Origin of the sequence: Bradyrhizobium sp. OAE829, assembly GCF_040546575.1 — a bacterium.
GTDB lineage: Bacteria > Pseudomonadota > Alphaproteobacteria > Rhizobiales > Xanthobacteraceae > Bradyrhizobium.
Genome location: NZ_JBEPOE010000001.1, coordinates 3,132,544 through 3,156,485, shown reverse-complemented (window position 1 = coordinate 3,156,485; position 23,942 = coordinate 3,132,544). Strand labels below are relative to the sequence as shown.

General features: G+C 63.2%; 23 protein-coding genes. 14 read left to right on the top strand and 9 right to left on the bottom strand.

Annotated features, from left to right (window positions below; genetic code table 11):
- Positions 1 to 81 precede the first annotated feature (81 nt).
- On the top strand, positions 82 to 1,746 hold the full coding sequence (locus ABIE49_RS15385) for a thiamine pyrophosphate-binding protein (RefSeq protein ID WP_192740341.1): 1,665 nt from the start codon (positions 82 to 84) through the stop codon (positions 1,744 to 1,746).
- 120 nt (positions 1,747 to 1,866) lie between these two features.
- Here ABIE49_RS15385 and ABIE49_RS15380 read toward each other — a convergent pair whose 3' ends face one another.
- Positions 1,867 to 3,255, bottom strand: coding sequence for an LLM class flavin-dependent oxidoreductase (locus tag ABIE49_RS15380; protein ID WP_192740340.1), 1,389 nt, complete (start codon positions 3,253 to 3,255; stop codon positions 1,867 to 1,869).
- A 182-nt stretch (positions 3,256 to 3,437) separates the two neighbouring features.
- Here ABIE49_RS15380 and ABIE49_RS15375 point away from each other — a divergent pair, with 182 nt between their 5' ends.
- Positions 3,438 to 4,823 (top strand): M20 family metallopeptidase, encoded by a 1,386-nt coding sequence (locus ABIE49_RS15375; RefSeq protein ID WP_192740339.1) that lies wholly within the window; start codon positions 3,438 to 3,440, stop codon positions 4,821 to 4,823.
- A 164-nt stretch (positions 4,824 to 4,987) separates the two neighbouring features.
- Positions 4,988 to 5,824, top strand: a complete 837-nt coding sequence (locus ABIE49_RS15370) for an IclR family transcriptional regulator (protein WP_192740338.1) — start codon at positions 4,988 to 4,990, stop codon at positions 5,822 to 5,824.
- A gap of 13 nt (positions 5,825 to 5,837) precedes the next feature.
- Here ABIE49_RS15370 and ABIE49_RS15365 read toward each other — a convergent pair whose 3' ends face one another.
- The 3 genes from ABIE49_RS15365 to ABIE49_RS15355 form a co-directional block, all read right to left on the bottom strand.
- Positions 5,838 to 7,346: a tripartite tricarboxylate transporter permease gene (locus ABIE49_RS15365; protein WP_192740337.1), complete on the bottom strand. Its 1,509-nt coding sequence runs from the start codon at positions 7,344 to 7,346 to the stop codon at positions 5,838 to 5,840.
- A 7-nt stretch (positions 7,347 to 7,353) separates the two neighbouring features.
- Complete coding sequence (locus ABIE49_RS15360; RefSeq protein WP_192740336.1) at positions 7,354 to 7,839, bottom strand: tripartite tricarboxylate transporter TctB family protein; 486 nt, start codon at positions 7,837 to 7,839, stop codon at positions 7,354 to 7,356.
- Between the two features lie 182 nt (positions 7,840 to 8,021).
- The gene (locus tag ABIE49_RS15355; RefSeq protein WP_192740335.1) at positions 8,022 to 8,987 is read right to left on the bottom strand and encodes a tripartite tricarboxylate transporter substrate binding protein; all 966 of its coding nucleotides are present in this window, start codon (positions 8,985 to 8,987) and stop codon (positions 8,022 to 8,024) included.
- Between the two features lie 341 nt (positions 8,988 to 9,328).
- On the opposite strand from ABIE49_RS15355, the gene ABIE49_RS15350 reads away from it, so the two are divergent.
- Together ABIE49_RS15350 and ABIE49_RS15345 are read left to right on the top strand one after the other, a co-directional pair.
- Entirely contained in the window at positions 9,329 to 9,745 is a 417-nt protein-coding gene (locus ABIE49_RS15350) for a hypothetical protein (protein ID WP_192740334.1), read from the top strand.
- The gene (locus ABIE49_RS15345; RefSeq protein WP_192740333.1) at positions 9,742 to 10,605 is read left to right on the top strand and encodes an alpha/beta fold hydrolase; all 864 of its coding nucleotides are present in this window, start codon (positions 9,742 to 9,744) and stop codon (positions 10,603 to 10,605) included. The genes ABIE49_RS15350 and ABIE49_RS15345 overlap by 4 nt, the downstream gene beginning before the upstream one ends.
- A 14-nt stretch (positions 10,606 to 10,619) precedes the next feature.
- Here ABIE49_RS15345 and ABIE49_RS15340 read toward each other — a convergent pair whose 3' ends face one another.
- Entirely contained in the window at positions 10,620 to 11,885 is a 1,266-nt protein-coding gene (locus ABIE49_RS15340) for a D-amino acid dehydrogenase (protein ID WP_192740332.1), read from the bottom strand.
- A gap of 418 nt (positions 11,886 to 12,303) precedes the next feature.
- Here ABIE49_RS15340 and ABIE49_RS15335 point away from each other — a divergent pair, with 418 nt between their 5' ends.
- The 6 genes from ABIE49_RS15335 to ABIE49_RS15310 all read left to right on the top strand — a co-directional run bounded on the left by ABIE49_RS15335 (position 12,304) and on the right by ABIE49_RS15310 (position 17,512).
- Positions 12,304 to 13,278 carry a LysR family transcriptional regulator gene (locus tag ABIE49_RS15335; RefSeq protein ID WP_192740331.1) on the top strand — a complete coding sequence of 325 codons (975 nt, stop codon included), beginning with the start codon at positions 12,304 to 12,306 and terminating at the stop codon, positions 13,276 to 13,278.
- Between the two features lie 91 nt (positions 13,279 to 13,369).
- On the top strand, positions 13,370 to 14,221 hold the full coding sequence (locus ABIE49_RS15330) for an amino acid ABC transporter substrate-binding protein (RefSeq protein WP_249150154.1): 852 nt from the start codon (positions 13,370 to 13,372) through the stop codon (positions 14,219 to 14,221).
- An 80-nt stretch (positions 14,222 to 14,301) separates the two neighbouring features.
- Complete coding sequence (locus ABIE49_RS15325) at positions 14,302 to 15,033, top strand: amino acid ABC transporter permease (RefSeq protein ID WP_192740330.1); 732 nt, start codon at positions 14,302 to 14,304, stop codon at positions 15,031 to 15,033.
- A gap of 3 nt (positions 15,034 to 15,036) precedes the next feature.
- Positions 15,037 to 15,729 carry an amino acid ABC transporter permease gene (locus tag ABIE49_RS15320; protein ID WP_192740329.1) on the top strand — a complete coding sequence of 231 codons (693 nt, stop codon included), beginning with the start codon at positions 15,037 to 15,039 and terminating at the stop codon, positions 15,727 to 15,729.
- Positions 15,730 to 15,738: 9 nt separating this feature from the next.
- Positions 15,739 to 16,470, top strand: a complete 732-nt coding sequence (locus ABIE49_RS15315) for an amino acid ABC transporter ATP-binding protein (RefSeq protein ID WP_192740328.1) — start codon at positions 15,739 to 15,741, stop codon at positions 16,468 to 16,470.
- 184 nt (positions 16,471 to 16,654) lie between these two features.
- The gene (locus tag ABIE49_RS15310; RefSeq protein WP_192740327.1) at positions 16,655 to 17,512 is read left to right on the top strand and encodes a D-amino-acid transaminase; all 858 of its coding nucleotides are present in this window, start codon (positions 16,655 to 16,657) and stop codon (positions 17,510 to 17,512) included.
- A 68-nt stretch (positions 17,513 to 17,580) separates the two neighbouring features.
- On the opposite strand, the gene ABIE49_RS15305 is transcribed toward ABIE49_RS15310, so the two are convergent.
- Positions 17,581 to 18,339, bottom strand: a complete 759-nt coding sequence (locus ABIE49_RS15305) for a TSUP family transporter (protein ID WP_192740326.1) — start codon at positions 18,337 to 18,339, stop codon at positions 17,581 to 17,583.
- A gap of 102 nt (positions 18,340 to 18,441) precedes the next feature.
- Here ABIE49_RS15305 and ABIE49_RS15300 point away from each other — a divergent pair, with 102 nt between their 5' ends.
- From ABIE49_RS15300 to ABIE49_RS15290, 3 genes are all read left to right on the top strand, one after another.
- Positions 18,442 to 18,624 carry a LysR family transcriptional regulator gene (locus tag ABIE49_RS15300; protein ID WP_210337555.1) on the top strand — a complete coding sequence of 61 codons (183 nt, stop codon included), beginning with the start codon at positions 18,442 to 18,444 and terminating at the stop codon, positions 18,622 to 18,624.
- An 80-nt stretch (positions 18,625 to 18,704) separates the two neighbouring features.
- Complete coding sequence (locus tag ABIE49_RS15295) at positions 18,705 to 19,328, top strand: LysR substrate-binding domain-containing protein (RefSeq protein ID WP_210337554.1); 624 nt, start codon at positions 18,705 to 18,707, stop codon at positions 19,326 to 19,328.
- A gap of 24 nt (positions 19,329 to 19,352) precedes the next feature.
- Complete coding sequence (locus tag ABIE49_RS15290; RefSeq protein WP_192740325.1) at positions 19,353 to 20,336, top strand: tripartite tricarboxylate transporter substrate binding protein; 984 nt, start codon at positions 19,353 to 19,355, stop codon at positions 20,334 to 20,336.
- On the opposite strand, the gene ABIE49_RS15285 is transcribed toward ABIE49_RS15290, so the two are convergent.
- From ABIE49_RS15285 to ABIE49_RS15275, 3 genes are read right to left on the bottom strand one after another with little or no spacing between them, the layout of a single operon-like run.
- A complete protein-coding gene (locus tag ABIE49_RS15285; protein WP_192740324.1) occupies positions 20,323 to 21,126 on the bottom strand; it encodes a fumarylacetoacetate hydrolase family protein in 804 nt (267 codons plus the stop codon). The two genes, ABIE49_RS15290 and ABIE49_RS15285, sit on opposite strands and share 14 nt — an antisense overlap.
- Before the next feature lie 16 nt (positions 21,127 to 21,142).
- Positions 21,143 to 22,510 (bottom strand): LLM class flavin-dependent oxidoreductase, encoded by a 1,368-nt coding sequence (locus ABIE49_RS15280; RefSeq protein WP_192740323.1) that lies wholly within the window; start codon positions 22,508 to 22,510, stop codon positions 21,143 to 21,145.
- A gap of 31 nt (positions 22,511 to 22,541) precedes the next feature.
- Complete coding sequence (locus ABIE49_RS15275; protein WP_192740322.1) at positions 22,542 to 23,594, bottom strand: Ldh family oxidoreductase; 1,053 nt, start codon at positions 23,592 to 23,594, stop codon at positions 22,542 to 22,544.
- Between the last annotated feature and the right edge of the window lie 348 nt (positions 23,595 to 23,942).

Here is a 23,942-nt window from a genome sequence, read left to right as displayed (position 1 = left end):
GCGCTCCATTTGATCTCATCATTGCCGATCGTCATGATGGCTTGATCCCGAGAGGTCAACGAGCCGCGGGCAGGAGGAAATATGAAAAATCGCATTACCGGGCGCTCGGCCTTTCTCGCGCTGCTGAAGGACGAGGGCATCACGCATCTGTTCGGCAATCCCGGCACCACCGAACTGCCGATCATGCACGCCCTGAAGGATCATCCTGACCTCACCTATGTGATGGCGATGCAGGAGAGCCTGGTGGTCGCGATCGCCGACGGCTACAGCCGTGCTTCGGGCAAGCTTGTCGCCTGCAACGTCCATGTCGCGCCCGGGCTCGGCAATGCGATGGGCTCGCTGTTCAATGCGGCCTTCACCGGCACGCCGATGATCCTGACCGCGGGCCAGCAGGAGCAGGGCCACGGGCTGATGGAGCCGGTGTTATATGGCCCGCTGGTGCAGATGGCGGAGCCGCTGGTGAAATGGGCCGTCGAGGTGACACGGCTGGAGGACCTGCCGCGGATCGTGCGCCGTGCCGCCAAGATCGCAACCACGCCGCCGACCGGACCGGTGTTCATCTCGCTGCCGGGCGACATCCTCAATGCGGAAGCCGGCATCGAGCTCGGCCGCTCCACACGCGTCGATACCCGCGTCAAACCATCGGACGAAGCACTGCAGGCACTGGTGGCGCGCATCCTGAAAGCCGAGCGTCCGGTCATCATCACCGGCGACGAGATCGTCAAGAGCGACGCGTTAAAGGAAGCCGCGCAGTTCGCGGAGGCGATCGGCGCGCCGGCCTATCAGTGTTCGACGCCCTACGGCGCGCACTTCCTGTCGGAGAGCCCGTGCTTCATGGGCGCGCTGTCGCGCCTGCAGAAGCAGGTTCGCGAGGTGCTGTCACCTTATGATCTGATGATCGTGCTCGGCGCCGATCCGCTGCGGATGTCGGTCTACAGCGAAGTCGATCCGCTGCCCGATGGGCTTGGCATCGTGCAGATCGGTTTGGTCGACTGGGACCTCGCCAAGAACTACGGCGCCGAGATCGCGCTCAAGGCTGATGTGAAGGAAACCCTTCGCGCGCTGGTGCCGGCGCTGAAGGCCGCCGGTGGTGGCGCGCTGGAGACACGTGCGAAGCAGGGCGTGGCCGCGCTGGCCTCCAAGAACTGGACCGCGAAACGGAAGCCGCTGATTGAACAGATATCGAAGGCCAGCACCAAATCACCGATCGATCCGGATTGGCTGGCGTTGCAGGTGGTCGAGGCGATGCCTGACAATGCGATCCTGGTCGACGAAGGCCTGACGTCGTCGCGCCAGATCCTGGCGCTGCGGCCGCACCGCGACCGCTACGGCTATCACGCGCTGGCCTCGGGCGGCATCGGCTGGGGCCTGCCGGCTTCGGTCGGCGTCAGCCTCGCCAATCCCGAGCGCCCGGTGGTGTGCTATTCCGGCGACGGCAGCTCAATGTATTCGATCCAGTCGCTGTGGACCGCGGCTAACCACAAGCTGCCGCTGACCTTCGTGATCGTCAACAATGGCGGCTACCGCATCATCAAGCAGCGCCTGCTCGCCTTCCACGGCGACGACCATTATGTCGGCATGGACTTCGTCGATCCGCCGGTGGATTTCACCGGCGTCGCAAAGTCGCTCGGGCTGGAAGCGATCAAGGTCACCGATCCCGGCGAGTTGAAGTCGGTGCTGGCGTCGGCGATTGGTCGCCCCGGCACCAAGCTGATCGAGGTGGTGGTGAGTAATTCGGTGAATTGATTGAATGCTGTCGTAGGGTGGGCAAAGGCGCACTTGCGCCGTGCCCACCATCCATCCAGATCTCGGTCTCCAATGGTGGGCACGCTTCGCTTTGCCCACCCTACGGACTACGGAGACGGTCTACTCCGCCGCCTTCACCCGCGCACCCGGCCGATACTGGCTGGCTGGATGCTGCGCCGTCAGCCTTGCGCGGCCGTCGCCGAACAGCTTCTCGCGCAGCGTGCCCTCGGCATACGCGCTCTTGTATCGTCCGCGACGCGTCAATTCCGGCACCAGCATGTCGGCGATATCCTCGAAATCGCCGGGCGAGGTCGCGAAGGCGACGTTGAGGCCGTCGACGTCGGTCTGCTCGAACCAGGCTTCGATGTCGTCGGCGACCTTCTCGGGCGTGCCGACCACGACGGGCCCGGCGCCGCCGATGCCGACATGTTCGATGACTTCGCGCACGGTCCAGACCCGGTCCGGATCGGCGCGGGTGACGTTATCGAGCGCGGAGCGGCCGGCGTCGTTCTGGACGTGGCGGACCTGCTGGTCGAGGTCGTAGCCGGAGAAATCGACGCCGGTCCAGCCCGACATCAGCGCCAGCGCGCCCTCGGGATTGATGTGCTTGCGATAGTCGGCGTATTTCGCCTTCGCCTCCGTCTCGGTGCGCCCGAGGATGATCGTCATCATGCTGAACATCAGGATCTCGGCCGGGTTACGCCCGATCTCGCGTGCCAGGTCACGGATCGCCGCGACGCGCGGCCCGATGATCTTGGCCGACGGGCCCGACATGAACACGCATTCGGCGTGCCGGGCCGCGAACTGCCGGCCGCGCGGCGAGGTGCCGGCCTGGTACAGCACCGGCGTGCGCTGCGGCGACGGCTCGCTCAGATGAATCGCATTGAGCCGGTAATGATTGCCCTCATGCGAGATTGGATGCACCTTCGCAGGGTCGGCGAAGATGCCGCGCGCACGGTCGCGCAGGACGGCGGCGTCTTCCCAGCTGCCTTCCCAGAGCTTGTAGACCAGCTCCATATATTCATCGGCGATCTCGTAGCGGTCGTCATGCGCGGTCTGCTTGTCCTTGCCGGCGCCGCGCGCGGCGCTGTCGAGATAGCCGGTCACCACGTTCCAGCCGACCCGTCCCTCGGTGAGGTGATCGAGCGTCGACATCCGCCGCGCGAACGGATAGGGCGGCTCGAACGACAGGTTGCTGGTGACGCCGAAGCCGAGATGCTTCGTCACCGCCGCCATCGCCGGAATCAGCATCAGCGGTTCATTCGAGGGGGTCTGCGCGGCGTTGCGCAGCGCCGCGTCGGGGCTGGAGCCGAACACGTCATAAACGCCGAGCACGTCGGCGAGAAACAGGCCGTCGAAACGCCCGCGCTCCAGCGTCCTGGCGAGATCGAGCCAATAGGGCAGGCGGTTATAGTCAAGGGTGCGGTCGCGCGGATGGGTCCACAGCCCGGGCGATTGATGCGCCACGCAGTTCATGGCAAAGGCGTTGAGCCGGATCTGTTTCTTCATGATGGTGGAACCTTGGGTATTCCCGGATACGCCGCCCGGTCGGGTGCCGGCTGTTGGCGGAAATTGTTGCATTCCATGAGGCTTAGCAAGGCCCTATTCGGTCCGACTCGTGCTACTTCCAGTAGATTGATTGTCTGGCTACACTAACCAGTGATACGTTCGCGAACGCAAAAGGAAAGAGCATGACGACGAGAGCCGACGCGATTGAAAATGTCCGTCAGCAGTTTCACTCCGGCGAATTCCTCGCCGAGCTCAACCGCCGGGTCGGTTTCCCTACGCAGAGCCAGGAGCCGCTGCCGGGCGATCCCCTGCGCGCCTATCTCGTAGAAGGATTGCAGCCGGCCTTTGAAGAACTCGGGTTTTCGACCCGGGTGATCGAATCGCCGATCGGCAAGGGCCCGTATCTGCTGGCGGACTATCGCGAGGATCCTTCGTTGTTGACGGTCCTCTCCTACGGCCATGGCGATGTCGTGGGTGGCATGGTCGGCGAATGGCGCGACAATCTCAATCCGTGGCAAACCACGACCAAAGGCGATCGCGTCTACGGCCGCGGCACCGCCGACAACAAGGGGCAGCACAGCATCAACATGGCGGCGTTGCGCGCCGTCCGCGAAGCCCGCGGCGGCAAGCTCGGCTTCAATGCCAAGTTCATCATCGAGACCAGCGAGGAGATCGGCTCGCCGGATCTGGCTGAGGTCTGCGAGTCTCTGCATCAAGAACTTAAAGCCGACCTCTTGCTCGCTTCCGACGGCCCGCGGCTTTCCGCCGATCGTCCCACCATCTTCCTCGGCTGCCGCGGCGGCGTGCGCATCCATCTCGACGTCAACCTGCGCGAAGGCGGCAATCATTCCGGCAATTGGGGCGGTCTGCTCGCCAACCCCGCGACCATCCTGGCCAACGCGATCGCCGCGCTGGTCGATCACAGGGGACGGATGAAACTCGACATCATGAAGCCGCCACGGATATCGAACCAGATCCGCGCCGCACTGGCCGATGTCGAGATCGAACCGATGGCGGATGAGCCGCAGGTTTCCGAGGATTGGGGCGAGGATGGCCTCTCCGCCGCCGAGCGGGTCTATGCCTGGAACACGCTGGAAGTGCTGGCGATGTCATCGGGCAATATCGAGCAGCCGGCGAACGCGATACCGGGGGTAGCTCGTGCCGTGCTGCAGCTTCGCTTCGTGGTTGGCACCGAATACGAAAAGGTGGTCGACGCTGTCAGGACCTATCTGCACGCCAACGGCTTTCCGATGGTTGATGTCAGCGGACAGCAGAGGTTTGGCGCATCGCGCACCGATTTCGACAGCCCCTGGGTCAGCTGGGCGGCGAACTCGATCCGCCAGACCACCGGAAAGGCGCCGGCGATCCTGCCGAATATCGGCGGTTCGCTGCCCAACGGCGTCTTTGCCGAAGGACTCGGTCTGCCGACGATCTGGATTCCGCATTCCTATCCCGGCTGCTCGCAGCACGCGCCGGATGAACACATCCTCCTGCCGGTCACCGAGGAGGCGCTCGCCATCATGGCGGGCCTGTTCTGGGATCTCGGCGAGATGCCGCGTAAATCGTGATGCCGTTAATGGTTCGTGTGACGGAATAAGAACGATGCTGCGGCGCGAAATGGCCGTATTACGCTACAAAATTTACCTTGGCGTATCGTCAGGCGAAATATTGCTCTGTCGCCCGCGCGCCGCGCTCTCTAGGATCAGGGGAGCGCGATGCGGGGGAGGGCGGCATGAACGCGACGTCACCTAAGAAGAAGCCAGCGCTGTCCGTCGTCGGGCAGCCGGCCAATTTCAACGCCATCCAGAAGGTCTGCGCGATCCTGCGCGTGCTGGCGCAGAACTCGCCGCTGCGGCTCACCGAGATCGCCGACGCCACCTCGCTGAACAAGGCGACGGCGCTGCGCATCCTCGGCTCGCTGATCGAGGAGGGCTTTGTCACCCGCGTGACCGGCGCAAAAACCTACGAGCTTGGCCAGGAGGCGCGGGTGATGGCGGTCAGCGCGCGCCGCACCGTCGACATCGCCGAATTGGCGCAGCCGAGCCTGCTGCGGCTTTCGGAGCGATCCGCCGATACCGCGCTGTTGTCGGTGCGCAGCGGCGTCGAGGCGCTGTATCTGGCGCGCTCCGTCGGCAGCCATCCGTTGCAGCCCAATTACCTGCAGATCGGCAGCCGCCGGCCGCTCGGCGTCGGCGCCGGCAGCCTTGCGCTGATGGTGTGGCTGCCGGATGCCGAGATCGACGCGATCATCGAAGTCATCATGCCGCGGCTGGCGAAATCGCCGCGCATCACATCGAAATATCTGCGCGAGCGGATCATGGCTGCCCGCAAGCATGGCCATACCGTGCAGATCGACGCCGCCCTTCCCGGCATGGGCGGGGTCGGCGTGCCGATCCGCGACGATGCCGGGCAGGTGATTGCGGCGCTGAGCGTCGGTGCCTCCAGCGACCGGATCAGGCGGCGCGAAGCGGAACTCGCGGAGATGCTGAAGAAGGAAGCGTTGATCCTGACACGGGCAATGGCGCAGCCGGCGAAACCGGGTGCGCTGAAAGTGATCAAGACGAGCTAGGCCGCTCGGGGGATCAAACCCCTTCATCCAGCGCGACCAGCTCGCGCTTCTTGCGCAGCGAGGGCAGCAGCGGTCCGACCAGCAGCACCACCGCAAGCGCCAGGCAGGTGGCCGAAATCGGCCGTGTCACGAAGGTCATCAGGTCGCCCTGGGAGAGGATCAGCGATTTGCGCAGGTTGTTCTCCAGCATCGGCCCGAGCACGAAGGCCAGCACCAGCGGCGCCGGCTCGTAGCCGAGCTTGCGCATGAAATAGCCGATCACGCCGAACGCGATCATGACGTAGACATCGAACACGTTGTTGCTGGAGCAATAGACGCCGATGATCGTGAACAGGACGATCAGCGGAAACAGGATGTTGTACGGTAGCTTCAGCAGCTGAACCCACATCCCGATCATCGGCAGATTGAGCACCAGCAACATCACATTGCCGATATACATGCTGGCAACGATGCCCCAGAACAGGCCCGGGTTCTGGGTGATCAGCAGCGGTCCGGGCTGCAGCCCGTGGATCACGAACGCCCCCAACAATAGCGCCATCACCACGTTCGGCGGGATGCCCAGTGTCATCAGCGGAATGAAGGCGCCGCCAGCCGCGGCGTTGTTGGCGGCTTCGGGTCCCGCCACGCCTTCGATCGCGCCATTGCCAAAACGCTCCGGCGTTTTCGACAGCCGCTTCTCCAGCGCGTAGGACGCAAACGACGAGATCACAGCACCGCCGCCCGGCAGGATGCCGAGGAAGAATCCGAGAACGGTTCCGCGCGCAACCGGCCCGGTGCTGGCCTTCCAGTCTTCCTTGCTCGGAAACAGCTGCGTGATCTTGGCGTTGATGATGTCGCGCTTGATGATCTGCTCGGTATTGAGCAGCACCTCGGCGACGCCGAACAAGCCCATCACCACGGGGACGAGGCCGATGCCGTCGATCAATTCAATCCGGCCGAAAGTCAGGCGCGGCTGCGCCGTGATGCTGTCCAGCCCGATCAGGCCAAGCACGATGCCGATGCAGGCCATCAGCAGCGCCTTCGCCATCGATCCCTGCGTGAGGAAGGTCAGCACCACGAGGCCCAGCGCCATCAGGCTGAAATAGTCAGCCGGTCCGAACGCGATCGCGACGCTGGCCAGTGACGGTGCCACCAGCATCAAGGCGATCAGCGCGAAGGTACCGGCGATAAAGGAGCCGAACGCAGAGATGCCGAGCGCCGGCCCGGCACGCCCTTGTTTCGCCATCTGGTGGCCGTCGATGCAGGTGACGACGGAAGCAGCTTCCCCGGGAATGTTGACCAGGATCGACGTGGTCGACCCGCCATACATCGAGCCGTAATAGATGCCGGCCATCATGATGATGCCGGATTCCGGCGTTCCCGACAGCGTGACCGGCAGCAACAGCGACATCGCCGAGATCGGCCCGATGCCGGGCAGCACGCCGACCAGCGTGCCGATGAAGACGCCGATGAAGCAATAGACCAGGTTGACCGGCAACAGAGCGATGCCGAAACCGTGCGCGACGTTGATGATAGTGTCCATATCGCGGTCAACCGATTTCAAAGATGCCCGAAGGCAGCTGGATCAAAAGCAAACGTTTCAGGATCCACCACATGCCGAGCGGCGCGATGACGGCGATCGGGATCGCCAGCGACCAGCGCACCGGATCGATCAGCCGCAACAGCAACACCATCAACGGGATCGACGACAGCAGAAAGCCGAACGTATCGAGCGAGAAGGCAAATGCGGTGAGGGAGGCGATAACGATCAGCGGCTTGGTCCAGCGCGCATTCTCCCAGCGCGAACCGAAGGTCGGTCCGCCCTCGGTGAGCGACGCAATGATGATCGATGCCGCGAACAGGCACATCAGGATGCCGGTGTAGAACAGCACGTAGCCGGAGCCGGGATCGTTGATGGTGCCCAGTTTCAGCTTGAGCCCGGACCGGATGACGAAAAGGCCGAGCCCGAGCCCGATCACCCCACCCCACAATTCGGAATTGTTGAAGCGGAATTTGACGTTGCTGTTATTGCTCATGGATTGCTCTCTCGGCCGTTCCCCGGGACGCTGCGCAGCACCATAAGCGCGCTTACGCGTGTCTTCCACACGCTATGGTGATGCGCTGCAGCGCCGGGGTGCATCTTGCTGTGTTGTGGGTCCCGGCGCCGCGGAGCAGCGCTTCGCGCCGCACCGCGTCCGGGACATGAGGATGGTCTATGCTACTTCTTCGCCAGCCCGAGCGAGTCGATCACCTTGCGCTCGGAATTGGTGACCTCGACGACGAACTTCTTGTAGTCCTCGGTGTTCTTGTAATTCGGCACCATGTCGTATTTCGCGAGCGTTGCGATCACGGCCGGGTCCTCGATGGCCTTCTTGAAGGCGTCGTGCAGCTTGGCGACGATCTTCGGGTCCATGCCCTTCGGTCCGGCGATGCCGAACGGCGAGTCATAGACCATGGGATAGCCGAGTTCCTTCAGCGTCGGCACGTCGGGGAAATTCGGCGAACGCGCCGAGGTCCACACCATCAGCAAGCGCAACTTGCCGGCGTCGACCAGCGGTCGCCATCCGGTCGAATCCGCCTGCAGCATGGTGTGCTGGCCGAGCACCGCGGCATTGGTCTCCGCGCCGCCCTTGAACGGCACCTGCGTCAGCTTGATGCCGGCCAGGGTTGCGATCTGCTCCATGCCGATATGCAGCGACGTTCCGGCGCCCGGGGTCGCATAGGTCACCTTGCCGGGATTCTGCTTGGCGAAGTCGACGACGTCCTTCCAGGTCTTGAACTGCGACTCGGCATTGGTGGTGACCCCGAAAGTATAGCCGGTGAGGTGGATGATGTAGGAGAAATCCTTGGACGGATCCCAGGATACTTCCTGCATCAGCGGCAGGCGGAACACGGTGATTGGTAGCTGCGCGATGGTGTAGCCGTCGGGCTTGGCGGCGGCCGCCATGGTGGCCGGACCGACGGTGCCGCCGCCGCCGGCCTTGTTATCGATCGCGATCGGCTGGCCGAGAATCTTGGAGGCGCTTTCGGCGATTGCGCGCATCGTGAGGTCGGTCGATCCGCCCGCCGGCCACGGCACGATCAGGGTGATCGGCTTGGTGGGATATTCCTGCGCGCCGGCGGCGGCGGAAATCAGCATGCCGACGGCGGCGACAGCGAACATCAAACGGCTTGGTCTCGACATCTCAAACTCTCCCTTGCGGCCCGTTGGAAGCGAGGCCTCTTTTGTTCTCTTGATGCCTTCAATCTTCCCTGAAAACGCAGGCGAAGAAAAGCGCATTGACCGCGCTAACGTATGCAATCGGCTCAGCAATTGGCCGGAATTGACATCTGCGACAATTGGTCTGCCGCGGCATCCCGAGATACGGAATTTACCGGGTCACTGTGTGCGGCAAGCATGGTTGCACGGCGCCAGCGCCGTGCCGCAAACCTTGCGACCACGGAATGTTCGGGCCATCATATCACGATGTGACGGACCGGTTCCGTTCTCCCGATGCCGTTATTGCCGGAAACCCCCTGGAGCGCATGAGTTTAGCTTCGAACGCGACCGACACTGCGGTTATCAAAGCATTCGCGACAATCCCCGCGCTGCTCGAACAGGCGCCGGAGCTGATCGTTCGCGGCCGGTTTCTCGACTGCGAGTGTCTGCTCGGGCCGACCGGCCATCCTCTTCACGCCTCGATCCGTGCCGGCCGGATCGTCGATTTGACACCGGCGCCGGTGCTGATGCGCTCCTGGCGGTTTGCCTATCGCGCTTCGCCGGCGGCCTGGGCGGCGTACTGGCAACCCGCGCCGCGGCCGGGCTGGCATGATCTGCTCGCTCTGACCAAGCGCGGCGAGGCCATTATCGAAGGCGATCTGCATCCCTTCATGACGCATCTGCAGTACTTCAAGGATGTGCTGGCGTTGCCGCGGCAGCATTTCGCGGTGGCGGCATCATGAGCGGCTATGTCGAGCCGCTGGTCGGCCGCTATGTCCATGTCGACATCGGCGGCGAAATGCATCGCATCTATTTCGAGGAAAACGGCACCGGCATTCCGCTGGTGTGCCTGCACACCGCGGGCTCCGATGCGCGGCAATGGCGGCATCTGCTTGCCGACGCAGAGTTTGCGAAGCATTTTCGGATCATCGCCTTCGACATGCCCTGGCACGGCAAATCGAATCCGCCGGCGAGTTGGAACGGCGACGAATATCAGCTGACCACGGCGCGCTATACCGAAACCATCCGCGCCTTCTGCAAGGCGCTGAAACTGGACAAGCCGGTGGTGATGGGCTGCTCGATCGGCGGCCGCATCGTGCTCAATCTCGCGATCGATCACGCCGCCGAATTCCGGGCGTTGATTGGCTTGGAAGCCGCCGATTTCCAGGCGCCGTGGTACGACACGTCATGGCTCAACCGCCCCGACGTTCATGGCGGCGAAGTCTGCGCCGCGCTGGTGTCGGGTCTGATTGCGCCGCAGGGCCCGCAAGCGGCGCGGACCGAGACGCTGTGGGGTTACAAGCAGGGTGGACCCGGAGTCTTCAAGGGCGATCTTTATTTCTATCGGGTCGACGGCGATCTGCGCGGCCGGGTCGAGAACATTGACACCGATGTCTGCCCGCTGTTTCTGCTGACCGGCGAATATGACTTCTCCTGCACGCCGGAAGATACTCAGCGCACGGCGGCAGCGATCAGGGGCGCCCATGTCACCATCATGGAGCAGCTCGGCCATTTTCCGATGAGCGAGAACCCCGAACACTTTCGTCGTTACATTGAACCGGTGCTGGCCCAGATCGTCGCGTCGGCCAAAGCTACCGGCTAGCCGCCGTCGCCGCTTCAAGCCGCGCGGTGCAAGGCGAAGGGTCCGCCTTCGATCGCCGGCGGCTTGCGGTCAATCAAATCCGCCGTCAGCCGCGCGCTGCCGCAGGCAAGTGTCCAGCCGAGCATGCCATGGCCTGAATTGATGAACAGCCCATCAAGCGGCGACCAGCCGATGATTGGGCGGCTGTCGGGCGTCATCGGGCGAAGCCCGCACCAGGGCTGGACGTCGCCGCCGGCGTCGATACCGAGCAACTCGGCTGAAGCGCGGCGCAGCGTGTCGATGCGCCCGACATCCATCCTGGCATCGTCACTCTCGAGGTCGGCGATGCCCGCGACCCTTATCGTCGTCCGTTCGCCGGACGTGAGCGGCGCGAACACCAGCTTGCGTTCCATATCGGTGACGCTGTGGCGAAGCGCGTGGGTTTCGTCAGGCGGTGTGAGGGTGATGCTGTAACCCTTGACCGGATAGATCGGCAGGTAGAATCCGCAAGTGCGCGCAAAGGCACGCGATGCCGCGCCCATGCACAGCACAAAGCGGTCTGCCTGCACACGCCCTTTCGTGGTCTCGACCGCCAAGAGGCGGCCGCCGGACCGGATCGGCCCAACCACCGGCGTGCCCAGCAGCCATTCGATGTTGCTTCGCTGCTTCATGCGGGCCGTGAGCCCGGCGCAGAACGCCGCACAATCGCCGACTTGCTCGGAGGCCGTGTAAACCCCGCCCGCGAGCTCGCGCACGTCGAGCTTGAGCCCAGGCTCCAGCGCCAGGCACTCGGCAGGTGTCAGGACCTGTTGCTGATCATCACCGGTGCCCATCCTGGCAATTGCGCCTCGCGCCGTGTCGAATTCCTTGCCTGTCCGGAATACGACGAGCTTGCCCGCAGTCTTCAATCCGAACGCGAGCCCAAGGGCCTCGGACAGCTGTGCCAACTCGCTCCGGCTCAAGGCGGCGAGCGCGAGTTGGGCGCCAATGGTCTCTCGCACGGCGTTCGAGCGGCAGGCGAGCAGGAAACGCGCGCCCCACGCCACCAAAGCAGGGTCCAAGCCCGGCCGGATGCGAATAGGCGAACCCTTCGACATCAATAGCGATGGAAGCTTCACCAACAGCGCCGGCGAGGCCAGCGGCGCCACGAAGGCGTAGCTGAGTTGGCCGCCGTTCGCAGCGCTGGCGTCCGCCCCGGTGGAAACGTTGCGGTCGACGACGATGACATCGTGTCCGGCTTCGGCGAGGCGCCACGCTGTGGTAAGGCCGATGACGCCGGCTCCAAGCACACAAATTTTCATTTCGATGTCTCTTTTTGAAACGGCCGCCCGATCGAAACGTAGCTCGGGACGAATGGATGGTGTGGACACCGCCAGACTAGGCCGTTCACTCACCGCCACTGATGCGAAGGTCGCATAATGCAAAACTTGCATCATCGGCCGCGGCGTAGCACGCTAGCGAGGGGTGATGGTTTTGAGCGGGTTGCGGGCCGGGTTATGACAGGGCGCCGATTGATCGGGATGGACCTTTCGGCGACGGCCGGGCGCCGTGATGCAAAGCTTGCATTGGTCAAGGCGCATGCCGATTGGCTAGGTTCCGCGCATGGGGGATCACATTCTTGACCGGCAACGAGCACCCGACGCTGTTCGCTGCCTTGCGCTGCCTGGAGAGGCGCCGCAGGTCGGAGCGGCGGCGCCACGCGTCCAGGCAAGGTGCGTGATGGAGCTGCGCTGGCTGCAGGATTTTTTGATGGTGGCCGAGACCGGCAACTTTACGCGAGCGGCCGAGCGACGAAATACCTCGCAGGCCGCGTTCAGCCGCCGGATCAAATCGCTGGAGGCCTGGCTCGGCTTCGACCTGATCGACCGCAGCGTCTATCCGACACAATTGACGCCGCAGGGTGAGCGGTTTCGCGAACATGCCGGCGAGCTGCTGCGGCAAATGCTGGACGCGCGGGTGGAGCTTGGCGGCAAGCCGGTTCGGCGTCACGAACATATAAGGATCGCGTTGCCGTTTGCGATGGCGACTTCCCGCCTGCCGCATTGGTGGCAGCTCTGGTCACAGGAACGGCGCCTGAGCTGCTCGGTCGTGGTCGGCAATATCCACGACCTCGTCACCTCGCTGGTTTCGAACAATGTCGACCTGATGATCTGCTACCACCACGCCCAGCAGCCGATCCATCTCGATCCGGACCGCTATGAACGTGCGATCCTCGGCACCGAATTTCTGAGGCCGTATGCCAGCCAGGCGCTGGTGACGAAGGGGGGCGCCTCGCTGCCCGGCCGGCCGACCCATCCGGTGCCGCTTCTGATGTACTCGCCGGGCGTCTATTTCGCGCGCCTGGTCGATCTCATCCTGGAGAATGCCCCGGTTTCCGGCACCCGGGTGATCGAAAGCGACATGTCCGACGTGCTGTGCGAAATGGCGCTCGCCGGCCGCGGCGTCGCCTGGCTGTGCGAGAGCACGGTTGCGGCGTCCGGCCGCAAGGGGCTGACGGCGGTCGGCGGTGACAAATGGGCGCTGCCTTTGTCAATGGTCGCCTTTAGAGATAGGACGAATAGCCAGCGGTCGCTAAATCTGTTTTGGTCTGAGTTATGCAGGTATAGTGCCGGACATGATGGGGGCAATCAGGAAAGGACCGCCTCGAGATCGTCGGCCAAATCACCTTCCAGGTCGTCGAGATCGAGTGGATGATGAATTTCAAACCAATAAAGGGAGAAGTCACGTGAAACACCGTCATATTATCGGCTGTCTGCTGGCCAGCGCGTTGTGCGCCACGCCGGCGATGGCGCAGGAACTCACCGGAACGTTGAAGAACATCAAGGATACCGGCGCCATCACGCTCGGCTTCCGGGATTCGTCGATCCCCTTCTCCTATCTCGATGACAGCCAGAAGCCGGTCGGCTACGCCATGGACATCTGCCACAAGATCGTCGATGCCGTGAAGAAGGAGCTCAAGCTCGACAAGCTCGAGGTCAAGCTCAATCCGGTGACGTCGTCGACCCGGATTCCGCTGCTGGCCAACGGCACCATCGATCTGGAATGCGGCTCGACCACCAACAACGCCGAGCGCCAGAAGCAGATCGCCTACACCAACACCCACTTCCTGACCGCGAGCCGCTACGTCTCGAAGAAGTCGAGCAAGATCAACTCGATCGACGATCTGAAGGGCAAAGCGGTGGTTTCCACATCGGGCACCACCAACATCAAGCAGCTCACCGAAGCCAATGCGGAAAAGAAGCTCGGCGCCAACATCATTCCGGCCAAGGACCACGCCGAAGCCTTCCTGATGGTCGAGACCGACCGCGCGGTGGCGTTCGTGATGGACGATATCCTGCTGGCGAGCCTGGTAGCCGGCTCGAAAGCGCCGGATGACTACGTGATCTCCAAGGACGCGTTCTCCAAGCCGGAGCCCTATGGCATCATGCTGCGCAAGGACGACCCGGCCTTCAAGAAGGTGGTCGATGCTGCCACATCGGCGCTCTATACGGGCGGCGAGGGCCAGAAGATCTACGACAAGTGGTTCACCCAGAAGATCCCGCCCAAGGGCCTGAACCTGAACTCGCCGATGAGTGCGGAGCTGAAGAACCAGTACGCCAAGCCGTCTGACTCGCCGGATCCGGACGCCTACAAATAAGCAAACAGGTGCTTTTGCCCATGCAATGGCCCAACCATTGCATGGGCACGTTTCGGCGACGTAGCGGATGGTAGGCCTTCGTGAATTACAATTGGAACTGGAGCATCTTCTTCGAGCCGGCCCCGGGCGGGACCGGCACCTATTTCCATATGCTGCTGACAGGCCTGTGGCTGACCATCCAGACCGGGATCTTCGCCTGGATCATCGCGCTGATATTCGGCTCGATAGTCGGCGTGTTGCGGACGCTGCCGTCGAAGACAGCCTACTGGGTCGGCTTCGCCTGGGTCGAATTCTTCCGCAACATGCCGCTTCTGGTGCAGCTTTTCCTCTGGTTCTTCGTGCTGCCGGAATTGCTGCCGCGGAGCTGGGGGCTGTGGCTGAAACAGATGCCAAATGCGCCGTTCTATACCGCGGCGATCGGAATCGGCCTGTTCATGTCGGCGCGCGTCGCCGTGCAACTGGCCGCCGGCATCGCTTCGCTGCCGCGCGGACAAAAACAAGCCGCGACTGCGCTCGGGCTGACGACGTTTCAAGGTTATCGCTACGTGCTGCTGCCGATTGCGTTTCGAATCATCATGCCGCCGCTGACTTCGGAGTTCCTTAACACCATCAAGAACACGGCGGTCGCGATCACCATCGGCCTGATCGAACTGACCGGCCAGGCGCGATCGATGCAGGAATTCTCGTTCCAGGTATTCGAGGCTTTCACCGCCGCGACCGTGATGTATCTCTTGATCAACATCATCGTCGTCACCGGCATGCGCTTCCTCGAACGCAGCCTGGCGATCCCCGGCTACATCACGGGGAAATAGCGCATGTTCGCCACTTTCGATTTCGACGTCATCCGCCGTTCGCTCGGCTACCTCTTCCTCGACGGCATGGCGTTTACGCTGACCTTGACCGCGCTCTCTGCGCTCGGCGGGATCATCTTCGGTACGCTGATCGCGCTGATGCGGCTGTCCGGTTTCAAGGTGCTGGGCCGGATCGCCGGGCTTTACGTCGACTTCATGCGGTCACTGCCGCTGGTGCTGGTGATCTTCTGGTTCTATTTCTTGGTACCCTATGTCGGGCAATGGCTGACCGGCGCGTCGCGCCCGATCAGCGTCGGCGCCTTCACCTCCGCGCTCGTCACCTTCATCATGTTCGAGGCGGCGTATTTTTCCGAGATCATGCGCGCCGGCATCCAGTCGATCTCCAAGGGCCAGCCTGCCGCGGCCAATGCGCTCGGCATGACCTACGCCCAGACCATGCGCTACGTCGTGCTGCCGCAGGCGTTCCGCAACATGTTGCCGGTGCTGCTGACCCAGACCATCGTGCTGTTCCAGGACACTTCGCTGGTCTACGTGCTGTCGATGCCGGATTTCCTCGGCGCTGCGAGCAAGGTGGCGCAGCGCGACGGCCGGCTGGTCGAGATGTACCTGTTCGCGGCGGTGGTCTATTTCACGATTTCCTGCGTCGCCTCGTTTGGCGTCCGGCGCCTGCAGGCGCGTATCAGTATTGTTCGTTAGGGAACGCGCATGATCGAAATCAATCACGTCAGTAAATGGTACGGGTCGACCTTCCAGGCGCTGAAGGACTGCACGACCAAGGTCGCCAAGGGCGAAGTGGTTGTCGTGTGCGGTCCGTCAGGCTCGGGCAAGTCGACGCTGATCAAATGCGTCAACGCGCTGGAGCCGATCCAGGAAGGCGAGATCATCCTCGACGGCATCAAGGTCAACGATCCCAAGACCGACCTGCCGAAGCTGCGCGCCCGCGTCGGCATGGTGTTCCAGCATTTTGAACTGTTCCCGCACCTGAAGATCATCGAGAATCTGTGCCTGGCGCAGGAGAAGGTTTTGGGCCGGTCGCACGACGAAGCGATGGCCAAGGCCGCCAAGCTGCTCGACCGCGTCGGATTGAAGGTTCATGCTAACAAATACCCGGCCGAACTGTCCGGCGGACAGCAGCAGCGTGTGGCGATTGCACGCGCGCTGGCGATGGATCCGATCGCCATGCTGTTCGACGAGCCGACCTCGGCGCTCGATCCCGAAATGATCAGCGAAGTGCTCGACGTGATGGTCGATCTGGCCCGCGAGGGCATGACCATGATGGTCGTGACCCACGAAATGGGCTTTGCCCGCAAGGTGGCGCATCGCGTGATCTTCATGGACCAGGGCGAGATCGTCGAGGATGCGCAGAAGGACGACTTCTTCGGCAAGCCGCGCAGCGACCGCGCGCAGAAGTTTTTGTCGAAAATTCTGTCGCATTAGCTGCCACAGTCATTCCGGAGCAGTCCGACAGGACTGAATCCGGAATCTCGAGCTTCTCCGATGTGCACTTGCACATCGTAGTTCGATGCTTCGCATCGCCCCGAATGACGTTGAGGGTTTATCCGCATTAGCAATTTGCGTATATGAGTCCTCAATCCCTCTTCGCGCTCTCAGGAGACTTCGCTTGGAACAGATCGCTTACGTCAACGGTTCATTCGTGTCCATGGCCGACGCCAAGGTGTCGATTCTCGACCGCGGATTCCTGTTTGCCGACGGCATCTATGAGGTCGCCGCCGTGCTGGAAGGCAAGCTGATCGACAATGCCTCGCATCTGGCGCGGCTCGAGCGTTCGGTTGGCGAGATCGAGCTGGCGCTGCCCGAGACCATCGAACGGATTCAGGAAATCCAGAAGGAACTGGTGACGCGCAACAACCTCGTCAACGGCATGGTCTATCTGGAAGTGACGCGTGGCGCCGACACCGGCCGCGATTTTGCGTTTCCAAAGGGCGTCAAGCCGACGCTGATTATGTTTACCTCCGTGAAAGACATCATCAACGCACCGTCGGCCAAGACCGGCATCGCCGTCATCACCGTGCCCGATCTGCGCTGGACCCGCCGCGACATCAAGAGCGTGGCGCTGCTGGCGCAAGTGCTGGCAAAGCAGGCGGCAGCGGTGGCCGGCGCCGGCGAGGCATGGATGATCGAGGACGGCAAGATCACCGAGGGCGGTTCGTCCTCGGCCTTCATCCTGACGCAGGACGACGTGCTGGTGACGCGGCAGAACGGCAGCGAGATCTTGCCGGGCTGCACCCGCAAGGCGGTGGTCAAGCTGGCCGAAGAACGCCAGCTCCGGATCGAGGAGCGCGCGTTTACGGTGGACGAAGCGCTCGCCGCGAAGGAAGCCTTCATCACCAGCGCCACCGTGTTCGTGCAGGCGGTGGTGTCGATCGACGGCAAGAAAGTCGCGACCGGAAAGCCCGGCCCGATGACCGATCGCCTGCGCGAAATCTATGTCGAGTTCGCCAAGGCGACGGCGGTTTAGGCGGCGCGACGCCGCCGCAGCCTTCGCTCTTACCGGGTAAATGGCGCCGAGGCCGATGGCGATCAGCCTCACCGCCTCAGCTCTTCGAATTGAAGGACGACGCCCTGCGCCAGGCTGACGACGGCAATTGCCGCGATCAGCCGCTGCGACCATTGCCGGAAACAGGCGTCGTCGATGGCCTCGAGCAGGATTCGCGACAGCTGCGTTCCGAGCAGCGCCGCCACGATGGCGAGCACGATCGCGACCGGTGAAATCGTGCCGCCGCCGGCGAAAAGCGCGTGACCGAAATAGACCAGCTTGATCAAATGTCCGCCGGTGTTGATCGCGGCCTTGGTCGCGACAATCTGCCGGGTGCCGAGATCGGAGCGCACGAAGAACAGGTCGAGCATCGGACCTGAGACGCCGCAGGTCAAGTGCAGCGCCGTGCAGAGCGTGCCGCAGCCGACGGCCTGCCGATGGTCCATGACGTTGGGCGTCCACCGGGCCGGCAGTGCAAGCCCGACCAGGCTCACCAGGCCAATGAAAATTAGGGCCATCGGCTTGGTGGGCGTGACCGGTCCGAACGCGATGGCAAGCGCTGCGATCAGCGCGCCGGCGGCGTAGCGCGCCGCGATCGGCCAGCAGATATGCTGCCGCCAGAGCCAGGCGCGGGCAGCGTTGGAGGCGATCTGGGTGATGGCGTGCAGCGCCATTGCGGGCGCCAAAGGCATGAATGCCAGCAGCAAACCCATCAGGATCATGCCGCCGGCCATGCCGAACACCCCCGAAATGAACGAGGTGGACAGCACGGACGTGGCGAGCGCTGCGGCGAAAGGCACACTGATCATGGTGACCTCCATGGAATTCGATGGGCCTTCATCGCGGATTTGACAGCCGCCGCGCAAACGGGTTTATCTGGCCCATAGGCTCAGGAAAACTTGGTCTGTCCGATGCGACGCCTGCCTTCGCTGAACGGATTGCGCGCCTTCGAGGCGGCTGCCCGCCATGGCAGCTTCGTCGGCGCCGCGGCCGAGCTGAACGTGACGCAGGCGGCTGTCAGCCGCATGGTGCGGCTGCTCGAGGAGCGGTTCGGCTTTCAACTGTCGAGCGCCGGGCCAACGGCCTCGACCTGACGCCGCAGGGCAAGGCGCTGCAGCCCGGCCTGACTTCGGCCTTTGACGCCATCGCCGGCATTGCCGAGCAGGTCACGGCGATGCGCACCACGCCGGTGCTGACACTTGGGGTCGGCCCCTCGTTTGCGGTCCGCTGGCTGATCCCGCGGCTGCGCGGCTTTTACGAACAGCATCCCGAAATCGACGTCCGGCTCTCGACCGGCGGCGCGATCAATCCGTTTCGCGACGACTGGACCTGCGGAATCCTGCTCGGCGACGGCAACTGGGAAGGCTACGAATCCGAATTGCTGTTTACGACCGACCTCTTTCCGGTTTGCAGCAAAGCGGTCGCGGCCCGTCTCAGCAGTCCATCGAAGCTGACCCGTCAAGACATGCTGCAGGTGTCGCACTCGCCGGAAGACTGGAGCCTGTGGCTCGCGGCGGCCGGGGTGAAGCCGCGCGGCAAGGTGCACGGGCCGAGCTTCGGCAATTACGCGATGGCGCTGCAGGCAGCAGTGGACGGAATCGGCGTCGCGATCGGGTTGCGCCCCTATGTCGAGGACGACATGGCGAGGGGACGTCTGGTGGCGCCGTTTTCAATCACCGTACCGAAGAAACGGGCCTGGTATCTTGTCTATCGCCCCTTCCGCCGCGACGATCCCGGTCTGGCCGTCCTGCGCGCCTGGTTGCTCGAATCGTTGGGATCGAAACCAACATCTGCTTGATGGCGGTTTGTGGTATATTCAAACATGCAATTTGCGCGCGATACGAAGATCCTGTCCGCCCTGTTGACGCTTGCCGCATGCCTCGCTTGGTCGAGCCCGCCCGCCTTCGCATTCTATCCCGACCGGACCATCAGGATCGTGGTGCCGTTCGCACCGGGCGGCGGCACCGACGTGATCGCGCGGACGCTGGCGCAGGAGATGGCAAAAGATCTCGGCGCCTCCATTATCATCGAGAACAAGCCGGGCGCGGGCACCATCATCGGCACGCAGTCGGTCGCGGCCAGCGCGCCTGACGGCTACACGCTGCTGATGGGAACCTTTGCCAATGCCGTCAATCCAAGCCTGAACGCGAAGCTGCCTTACGATGCGCATCGGGATTTTGCGGCGGTGGCGTTGATCGCGCGTTCCTTCAACCTCGTCGTGGTCAATCCGGCGTCGCCGATCAAATCGATTGCCGACCTGATTGCGGTGGCCAAGGCCGAGCCGAATAAATTGTCGTACGGCACCTATGGCACCGGCACCTCGGCGCATCTGGCCGGCGAATTGTTCAAGCACATGGCCAAGGTCAACCTGACCACCGTGCCGTACAAGGGCGCGGCACCCGCGATCACCGACCTGCTCGGCGGCCAGATCCAGGTGATCTTCACCACGGTTGCCAGCGCCGCCTCGCTGGTCGCGGCCGGCCAGTTGCGCGCGATCGCGGTGACGTCGGCGGAACGCTCGCCGGCATTCCCACAATTGCCGACGGTGTCGGAAGCCGGCGTTGCCGGTTACGCGGCCGAAGCCTGGTACGGCCTGTACGCGCCCGCCAAAACGCCGCCTGACATCATCGACCTCCTGAACAAGTCGGCCGCCAAGGCCGTGCAGTCGGAGGCGTTCAAGAAACTCGGCGTCAACGAAGGCCTCGTGATGGTGGCTGAGCCGCCCGAAGCACTCGATCGTTACTTCAGCGTCGAGGAAACGCGCTGGCGCAAGGTGATTCAGGACGCCGGGATCAAGATCGAGTAGGCATCCTACCGCTTCCCGCCACGAATCTGTTGCGCAGGGTGCCGATACCGGTGATGTCGATCTCGACGACGTCGCCGGCCTTCAGATCCGGCGAGGCGCCGTCGGTGCCCATCCAGATCACGTCGCCCGGCCACAGCGTGAAATATTTCGTCAGCTCGACGATGAACGGCACGATGCCGAAGATCATCTCGTTGGTACGGAAGCGGCCGGTCTCCTTGCCATTGACGCGGATCGCGGTTTCCATCCGATCGAGGTCGACGTCGGTTTCGATCCAGGGTCCCATCGGCTTGAAGGTGTCGGCGTTCTTGGATCGCCACAGGCTGCGATCGGCCTTCTGCCAGGTCCGTTCGCTGACGTCGTTGCCGATGGTGTAGCCGAACACGCAGGACATCGCGTTGGCTTCGTTAAGGTGTTTTGCTTTCTTGCCGATGACGACGACGAGTTCGCCCTCGTAATGGATTTTCTCGGTCGCGGTCGCCGGGATCACCACATCCTCATCATGGGCGATCAGCGCGTTCTGCGCGCGGTAGCCGATCTCGGGACGATCAGGCACGTTCGGAACCGTGCCGGCCTTATCGGCGGCTTCCTTCAGATGCTTCAGATAGTTCAGCCCGACGCAATAGAACGTGCGCGGGATCAGCGGCAGTTCGATCTTCACGTCCTTCAAAGCATGCGACTGCGCGCCGCGCTGCCACTCGCCAAAGGGATCGCCGCTGACAGGGATGACCTTGTCGCCCTCGACGAGGCCCCAGGATGTGTTGCCGGCGGCGGTGAATTTGAGCCAACGCATGAAGTGTCCTTTTGCTTTATTCGGCTGCGGCCTGCGGCTTGGCTTTCCAGGCGCCGGCTTTGGTGCGGGGCAGGCCGAGATTCTCGCGCAACGTCTTGCCGGCATAATCCTTGTGAAACAGGCCGCGGCGCTGCAGTTCCGGCACGACATGCTTGACGAAGTCGGCGTAGGAGCCGGGCACGATGGTGGCGGCGATGACAAAGCCGTCGCAGCCGCGCTCGACGAACATCTCTTCGAGTTTGTCCGCGATCTCCTTCGGGCCGCCGACGATCGCGTCCTGCACCTGGCCGCGGCCGGAGAAGGTGACGAAGTCGCGCGCGCTGGGATTGGTCTTGCCTGAATTCTTGAGCACGCCGTCGCGAATGCCGAGAATGCCTTGCATGCTCTTGAGCTCTTCTGTTGTCAGAGGCTCGTCGAGCGGCTTGGAGGCGAAGTCGTAATTCAGCGCTTCCGCAAGCAGCGACAGCGCATCGATCTGCAGCGGCAGCTTGTTGATGACAGCCATCTTGTCCTCGGCCTCGCTCCTGGTCGCACCGCAGACGGGGGTGGTGAGGTTGCAGAGGAACATCTGGTCGGGATCGCGGCCGGCTTTCGCCGCTTCGTTGCGGACCGCGGCATAGCCCTCCTTGGCGGCAGCCACGTTGCGCGCGGCGGTGAAAATCACCTCGCCCCATCGTCCCGCAAAGCGCTGGCCGCGGCCGGACGCACCGGCCTGGATGATGACGGGATGACCCTGCGCCGAGCGCGGCACGGTGAACGGCCCGCGCGACTTGAAGAATTGACCCTTGTGGTCGAGCCGCCTGACCTTGGCCGGATCGGCGAAGCGGCCGCTGTTCTTGTCCATGATCAGCGAGCCGTCCTCCCAGGTGTCCCAATGGCCGAGCACGACTTCCATGAATTCGTCGGCGCGGTCGTAGCGGAAGTCATGCTCGAGATGGGCATCCTTGCCCATGTTGTGGGCTTCGCCGTCATTGAGCGAGGTGACGACGTTCCACCCCGCGCGTCCGCCTGTCATCAAATCGAGCGTGGCGAAGCGGCGCGCGACATCGAACGGCTCGAAATAGGTGGTCGAGCAGGTCGAGGCCAATCCAAGTTTCTCGGTGACCATGCCCATCGTGGTCAGCACCACGATCGGGTCCATCTTCACGCAGCGGATGCCGTATTCGACGGTGTGGGCATGGTCATTGCCGTAGCGGTCCGGCATTGCCAGGCGATCGTCGAAGAACGCCATGTGGAATTTGCCGGCTTCCAGAATCCGGGCGATCTCCTGATAGTAATCGGCCGACATCGAATCGTCGCGCGAATCCGGGTGCCGCCAGGAACTCGGCAAATTGGTGCAGTTCTGCGCCTGCAGGAAGCCGACCATCGCCATCTGCCGTGTCATATCGTTCTCCCCGTATCGGCCAAGCGCGGCGTCATGTCAGATCGAGTTCGGCCGCGAGCTTGTACTCGCCGGCCAGCGCCCGCAATTTTTCCCAGGTCGCGTCCTCGATTTCGATGCCGGAAACCTTGCGCTGCTGCTCGCGGATATATTCGACCTCGCCCGGATAGAACACGCCGGTGGAGCCTTCGGATGGCGGCGTCTCTTTCAGATAGCGCGCGAATTCGGCGACTTCCTTCTTGAAATCCTTCAGCGGCCGGAACGCGGCGACGTTGAACACCGCCATGAAGCATCCGTCATTGTGACGCCCGGTCGGCTCGACGCCGAAGCCGAGCCCGGTGAGCAGCCCGCATAACACCTCGACCATCGCGGCAAGGCCGCTACCCTTGTAACCCTCGCTGCCGCCGAGCGGCAGCAGGGCGCCGCCCTTCCTGTATTCCCTGGGGTCTGTGGTGTGCCGTCCCTCGGCATCGACGATCCATCCCTTCGGGATTTCCTCGTTGCGCGACACGGCCAGCGCAATCTTGCCGGCGGCAACGGCGGAGGTTGCCATGTCAAGGTAAAACGGCGCGTCGAGATCAGAGGGAACGGCGATCGAGATCGGGTTGGTGCCGAGGCGTGCCTCGCGGCCGCCGAACGGCGCCACGATCTTCGGCGAGCGGCCGGAGTCGGCGGTCGCAATGCCGATCATGCCCTCCTGCATTGCCATCAACGGATAGGCGGCCAGCCGGCCGACATGGCTCTGGCGAAACACCGTGCAGGCGGCGACGTTGGCGGTCTTCGCCTTCTCGATCGTCAGCGCCATAGCCTTGGCGTTGATGTGAAACCCAAAACCCCAATGGCCGTCGATCACGGTCGTGGTCGGCGATTCCTGCACGATGGTCCACTTCGCCCCGGGCACGATATGGCCGGCCTTGACGCGGTCGATATAGGTCGGGATCGCGATGATGCCGTGGGAATCGTGGCCGGCGAGGTTGGCGTTGACGCAGCCGACGGCGACCGCTGTGGCTTCCTCGTCCGATGCGCCGGCGGCCCTGAGCAGTGCCGCGCCGATGCGTGTGAGACGGTCGGCCTGAACGTTCGGCATGGATTTCCTCATCGAATGCCCGCGAGCAGCGGGTCTTGCTTGTTGTTGTCGCAGCATGGTCTCAAAGCGGTGGCGGGAGAGCAAGGCCAGAATATCCGTACCGGGCATGCCCGTGAGGCGGGCTCGCGCGGTTCGGATTTCACCTGACGAAAATTGGCTATCGCGCCGCCCAGGCCGTTGGCCGCCGGAGGCCCGCCGCAGCCATGGCTGATAAATCGTGAACAGAACCGTAGTTCTTCGGAGGACGGCCTTGCGATGTTGGGCAGGCATTTACTCTGAATCGCAACTTCCGGCCGCCAATAACGACCATTTAGGCCTCTCCCGCGCATAAAATTCCGTGGGGCAGCA

Excerpts from the sequence above, each read along its gene's own strand:
- ABIE49_RS15385 (WP_192740341.1), top strand. The coding sequence starts at position 82 with ATGAAAAATCGCATTACCGGGCGCTCGGCCTTTCTCGCGCTGCTGAAG.
- ABIE49_RS15380 (WP_192740340.1), bottom strand. The coding sequence starts at position 3,255 with ATGAAGAAACAGATCCGGCTCAACGCCTTTGCCATGAACTGCGTGGCG.
- ABIE49_RS15375 (WP_192740339.1), top strand. The coding sequence starts at position 3,438 with ATGACGACGAGAGCCGACGCGATTGAAAATGTCCGTCAGCAGTTTCAC.
- ABIE49_RS15370 (WP_192740338.1), top strand. The coding sequence starts at position 4,988 with ATGAACGCGACGTCACCTAAGAAGAAGCCAGCGCTGTCCGTCGTCGGG.
- ABIE49_RS15365 (WP_192740337.1), bottom strand. The coding sequence starts at position 7,346 with ATGGACACTATCATCAACGTCGCGCACGGTTTCGGCATCGCTCTGTTG.
- ABIE49_RS15360 (WP_192740336.1), bottom strand. The coding sequence starts at position 7,839 with ATGAGCAATAACAGCAACGTCAAATTCCGCTTCAACAATTCCGAATTG.
- ABIE49_RS15355 (WP_192740335.1), bottom strand. The coding sequence starts at position 8,987 with ATGTCGAGACCAAGCCGTTTGATGTTCGCTGTCGCCGCCGTCGGCATG.
- ABIE49_RS15350 (WP_192740334.1), top strand. The coding sequence starts at position 9,329 with ATGAGTTTAGCTTCGAACGCGACCGACACTGCGGTTATCAAAGCATTC.
- ABIE49_RS15345 (WP_192740333.1), top strand. The coding sequence starts at position 9,742 with ATGAGCGGCTATGTCGAGCCGCTGGTCGGCCGCTATGTCCATGTCGAC.
- ABIE49_RS15340 (WP_192740332.1), bottom strand. The coding sequence starts at position 11,885 with ATGAAAATTTGTGTGCTTGGAGCCGGCGTCATCGGCCTTACCACAGCG.
- ABIE49_RS15335 (WP_192740331.1), top strand. The coding sequence starts at position 12,304 with ATGGAGCTGCGCTGGCTGCAGGATTTTTTGATGGTGGCCGAGACCGGC.
- ABIE49_RS15330 (WP_249150154.1), top strand. The coding sequence starts at position 13,370 with ATGGCGCAGGAACTCACCGGAACGTTGAAGAACATCAAGGATACCGGC.
- ABIE49_RS15320 (WP_192740329.1), top strand. The coding sequence starts at position 15,037 with ATGTTCGCCACTTTCGATTTCGACGTCATCCGCCGTTCGCTCGGCTAC.
- ABIE49_RS15315 (WP_192740328.1), top strand. The coding sequence starts at position 15,739 with ATGATCGAAATCAATCACGTCAGTAAATGGTACGGGTCGACCTTCCAG.
- ABIE49_RS15305 (WP_192740326.1), bottom strand. The coding sequence starts at position 18,339 with ATGATCAGTGTGCCTTTCGCCGCAGCGCTCGCCACGTCCGTGCTGTCC.
- ABIE49_RS15300 (WP_210337555.1), top strand. The coding sequence starts at position 18,442 with ATGCGACGCCTGCCTTCGCTGAACGGATTGCGCGCCTTCGAGGCGGCT.
- ABIE49_RS15295 (WP_210337554.1), top strand. The coding sequence starts at position 18,705 with ATGCGCACCACGCCGGTGCTGACACTTGGGGTCGGCCCCTCGTTTGCG.
- ABIE49_RS15290 (WP_192740325.1), top strand. The coding sequence starts at position 19,353 with ATGCAATTTGCGCGCGATACGAAGATCCTGTCCGCCCTGTTGACGCTT.
- ABIE49_RS15285 (WP_192740324.1), bottom strand. The coding sequence starts at position 21,126 with ATGCGTTGGCTCAAATTCACCGCCGCCGGCAACACATCCTGGGGCCTC.
- ABIE49_RS15280 (WP_192740323.1), bottom strand. The coding sequence starts at position 22,510 with ATGACACGGCAGATGGCGATGGTCGGCTTCCTGCAGGCGCAGAACTGC.
- ABIE49_RS15275 (WP_192740322.1), bottom strand. The coding sequence starts at position 23,594 with ATGCCGAACGTTCAGGCCGACCGTCTCACACGCATCGGCGCGGCACTG.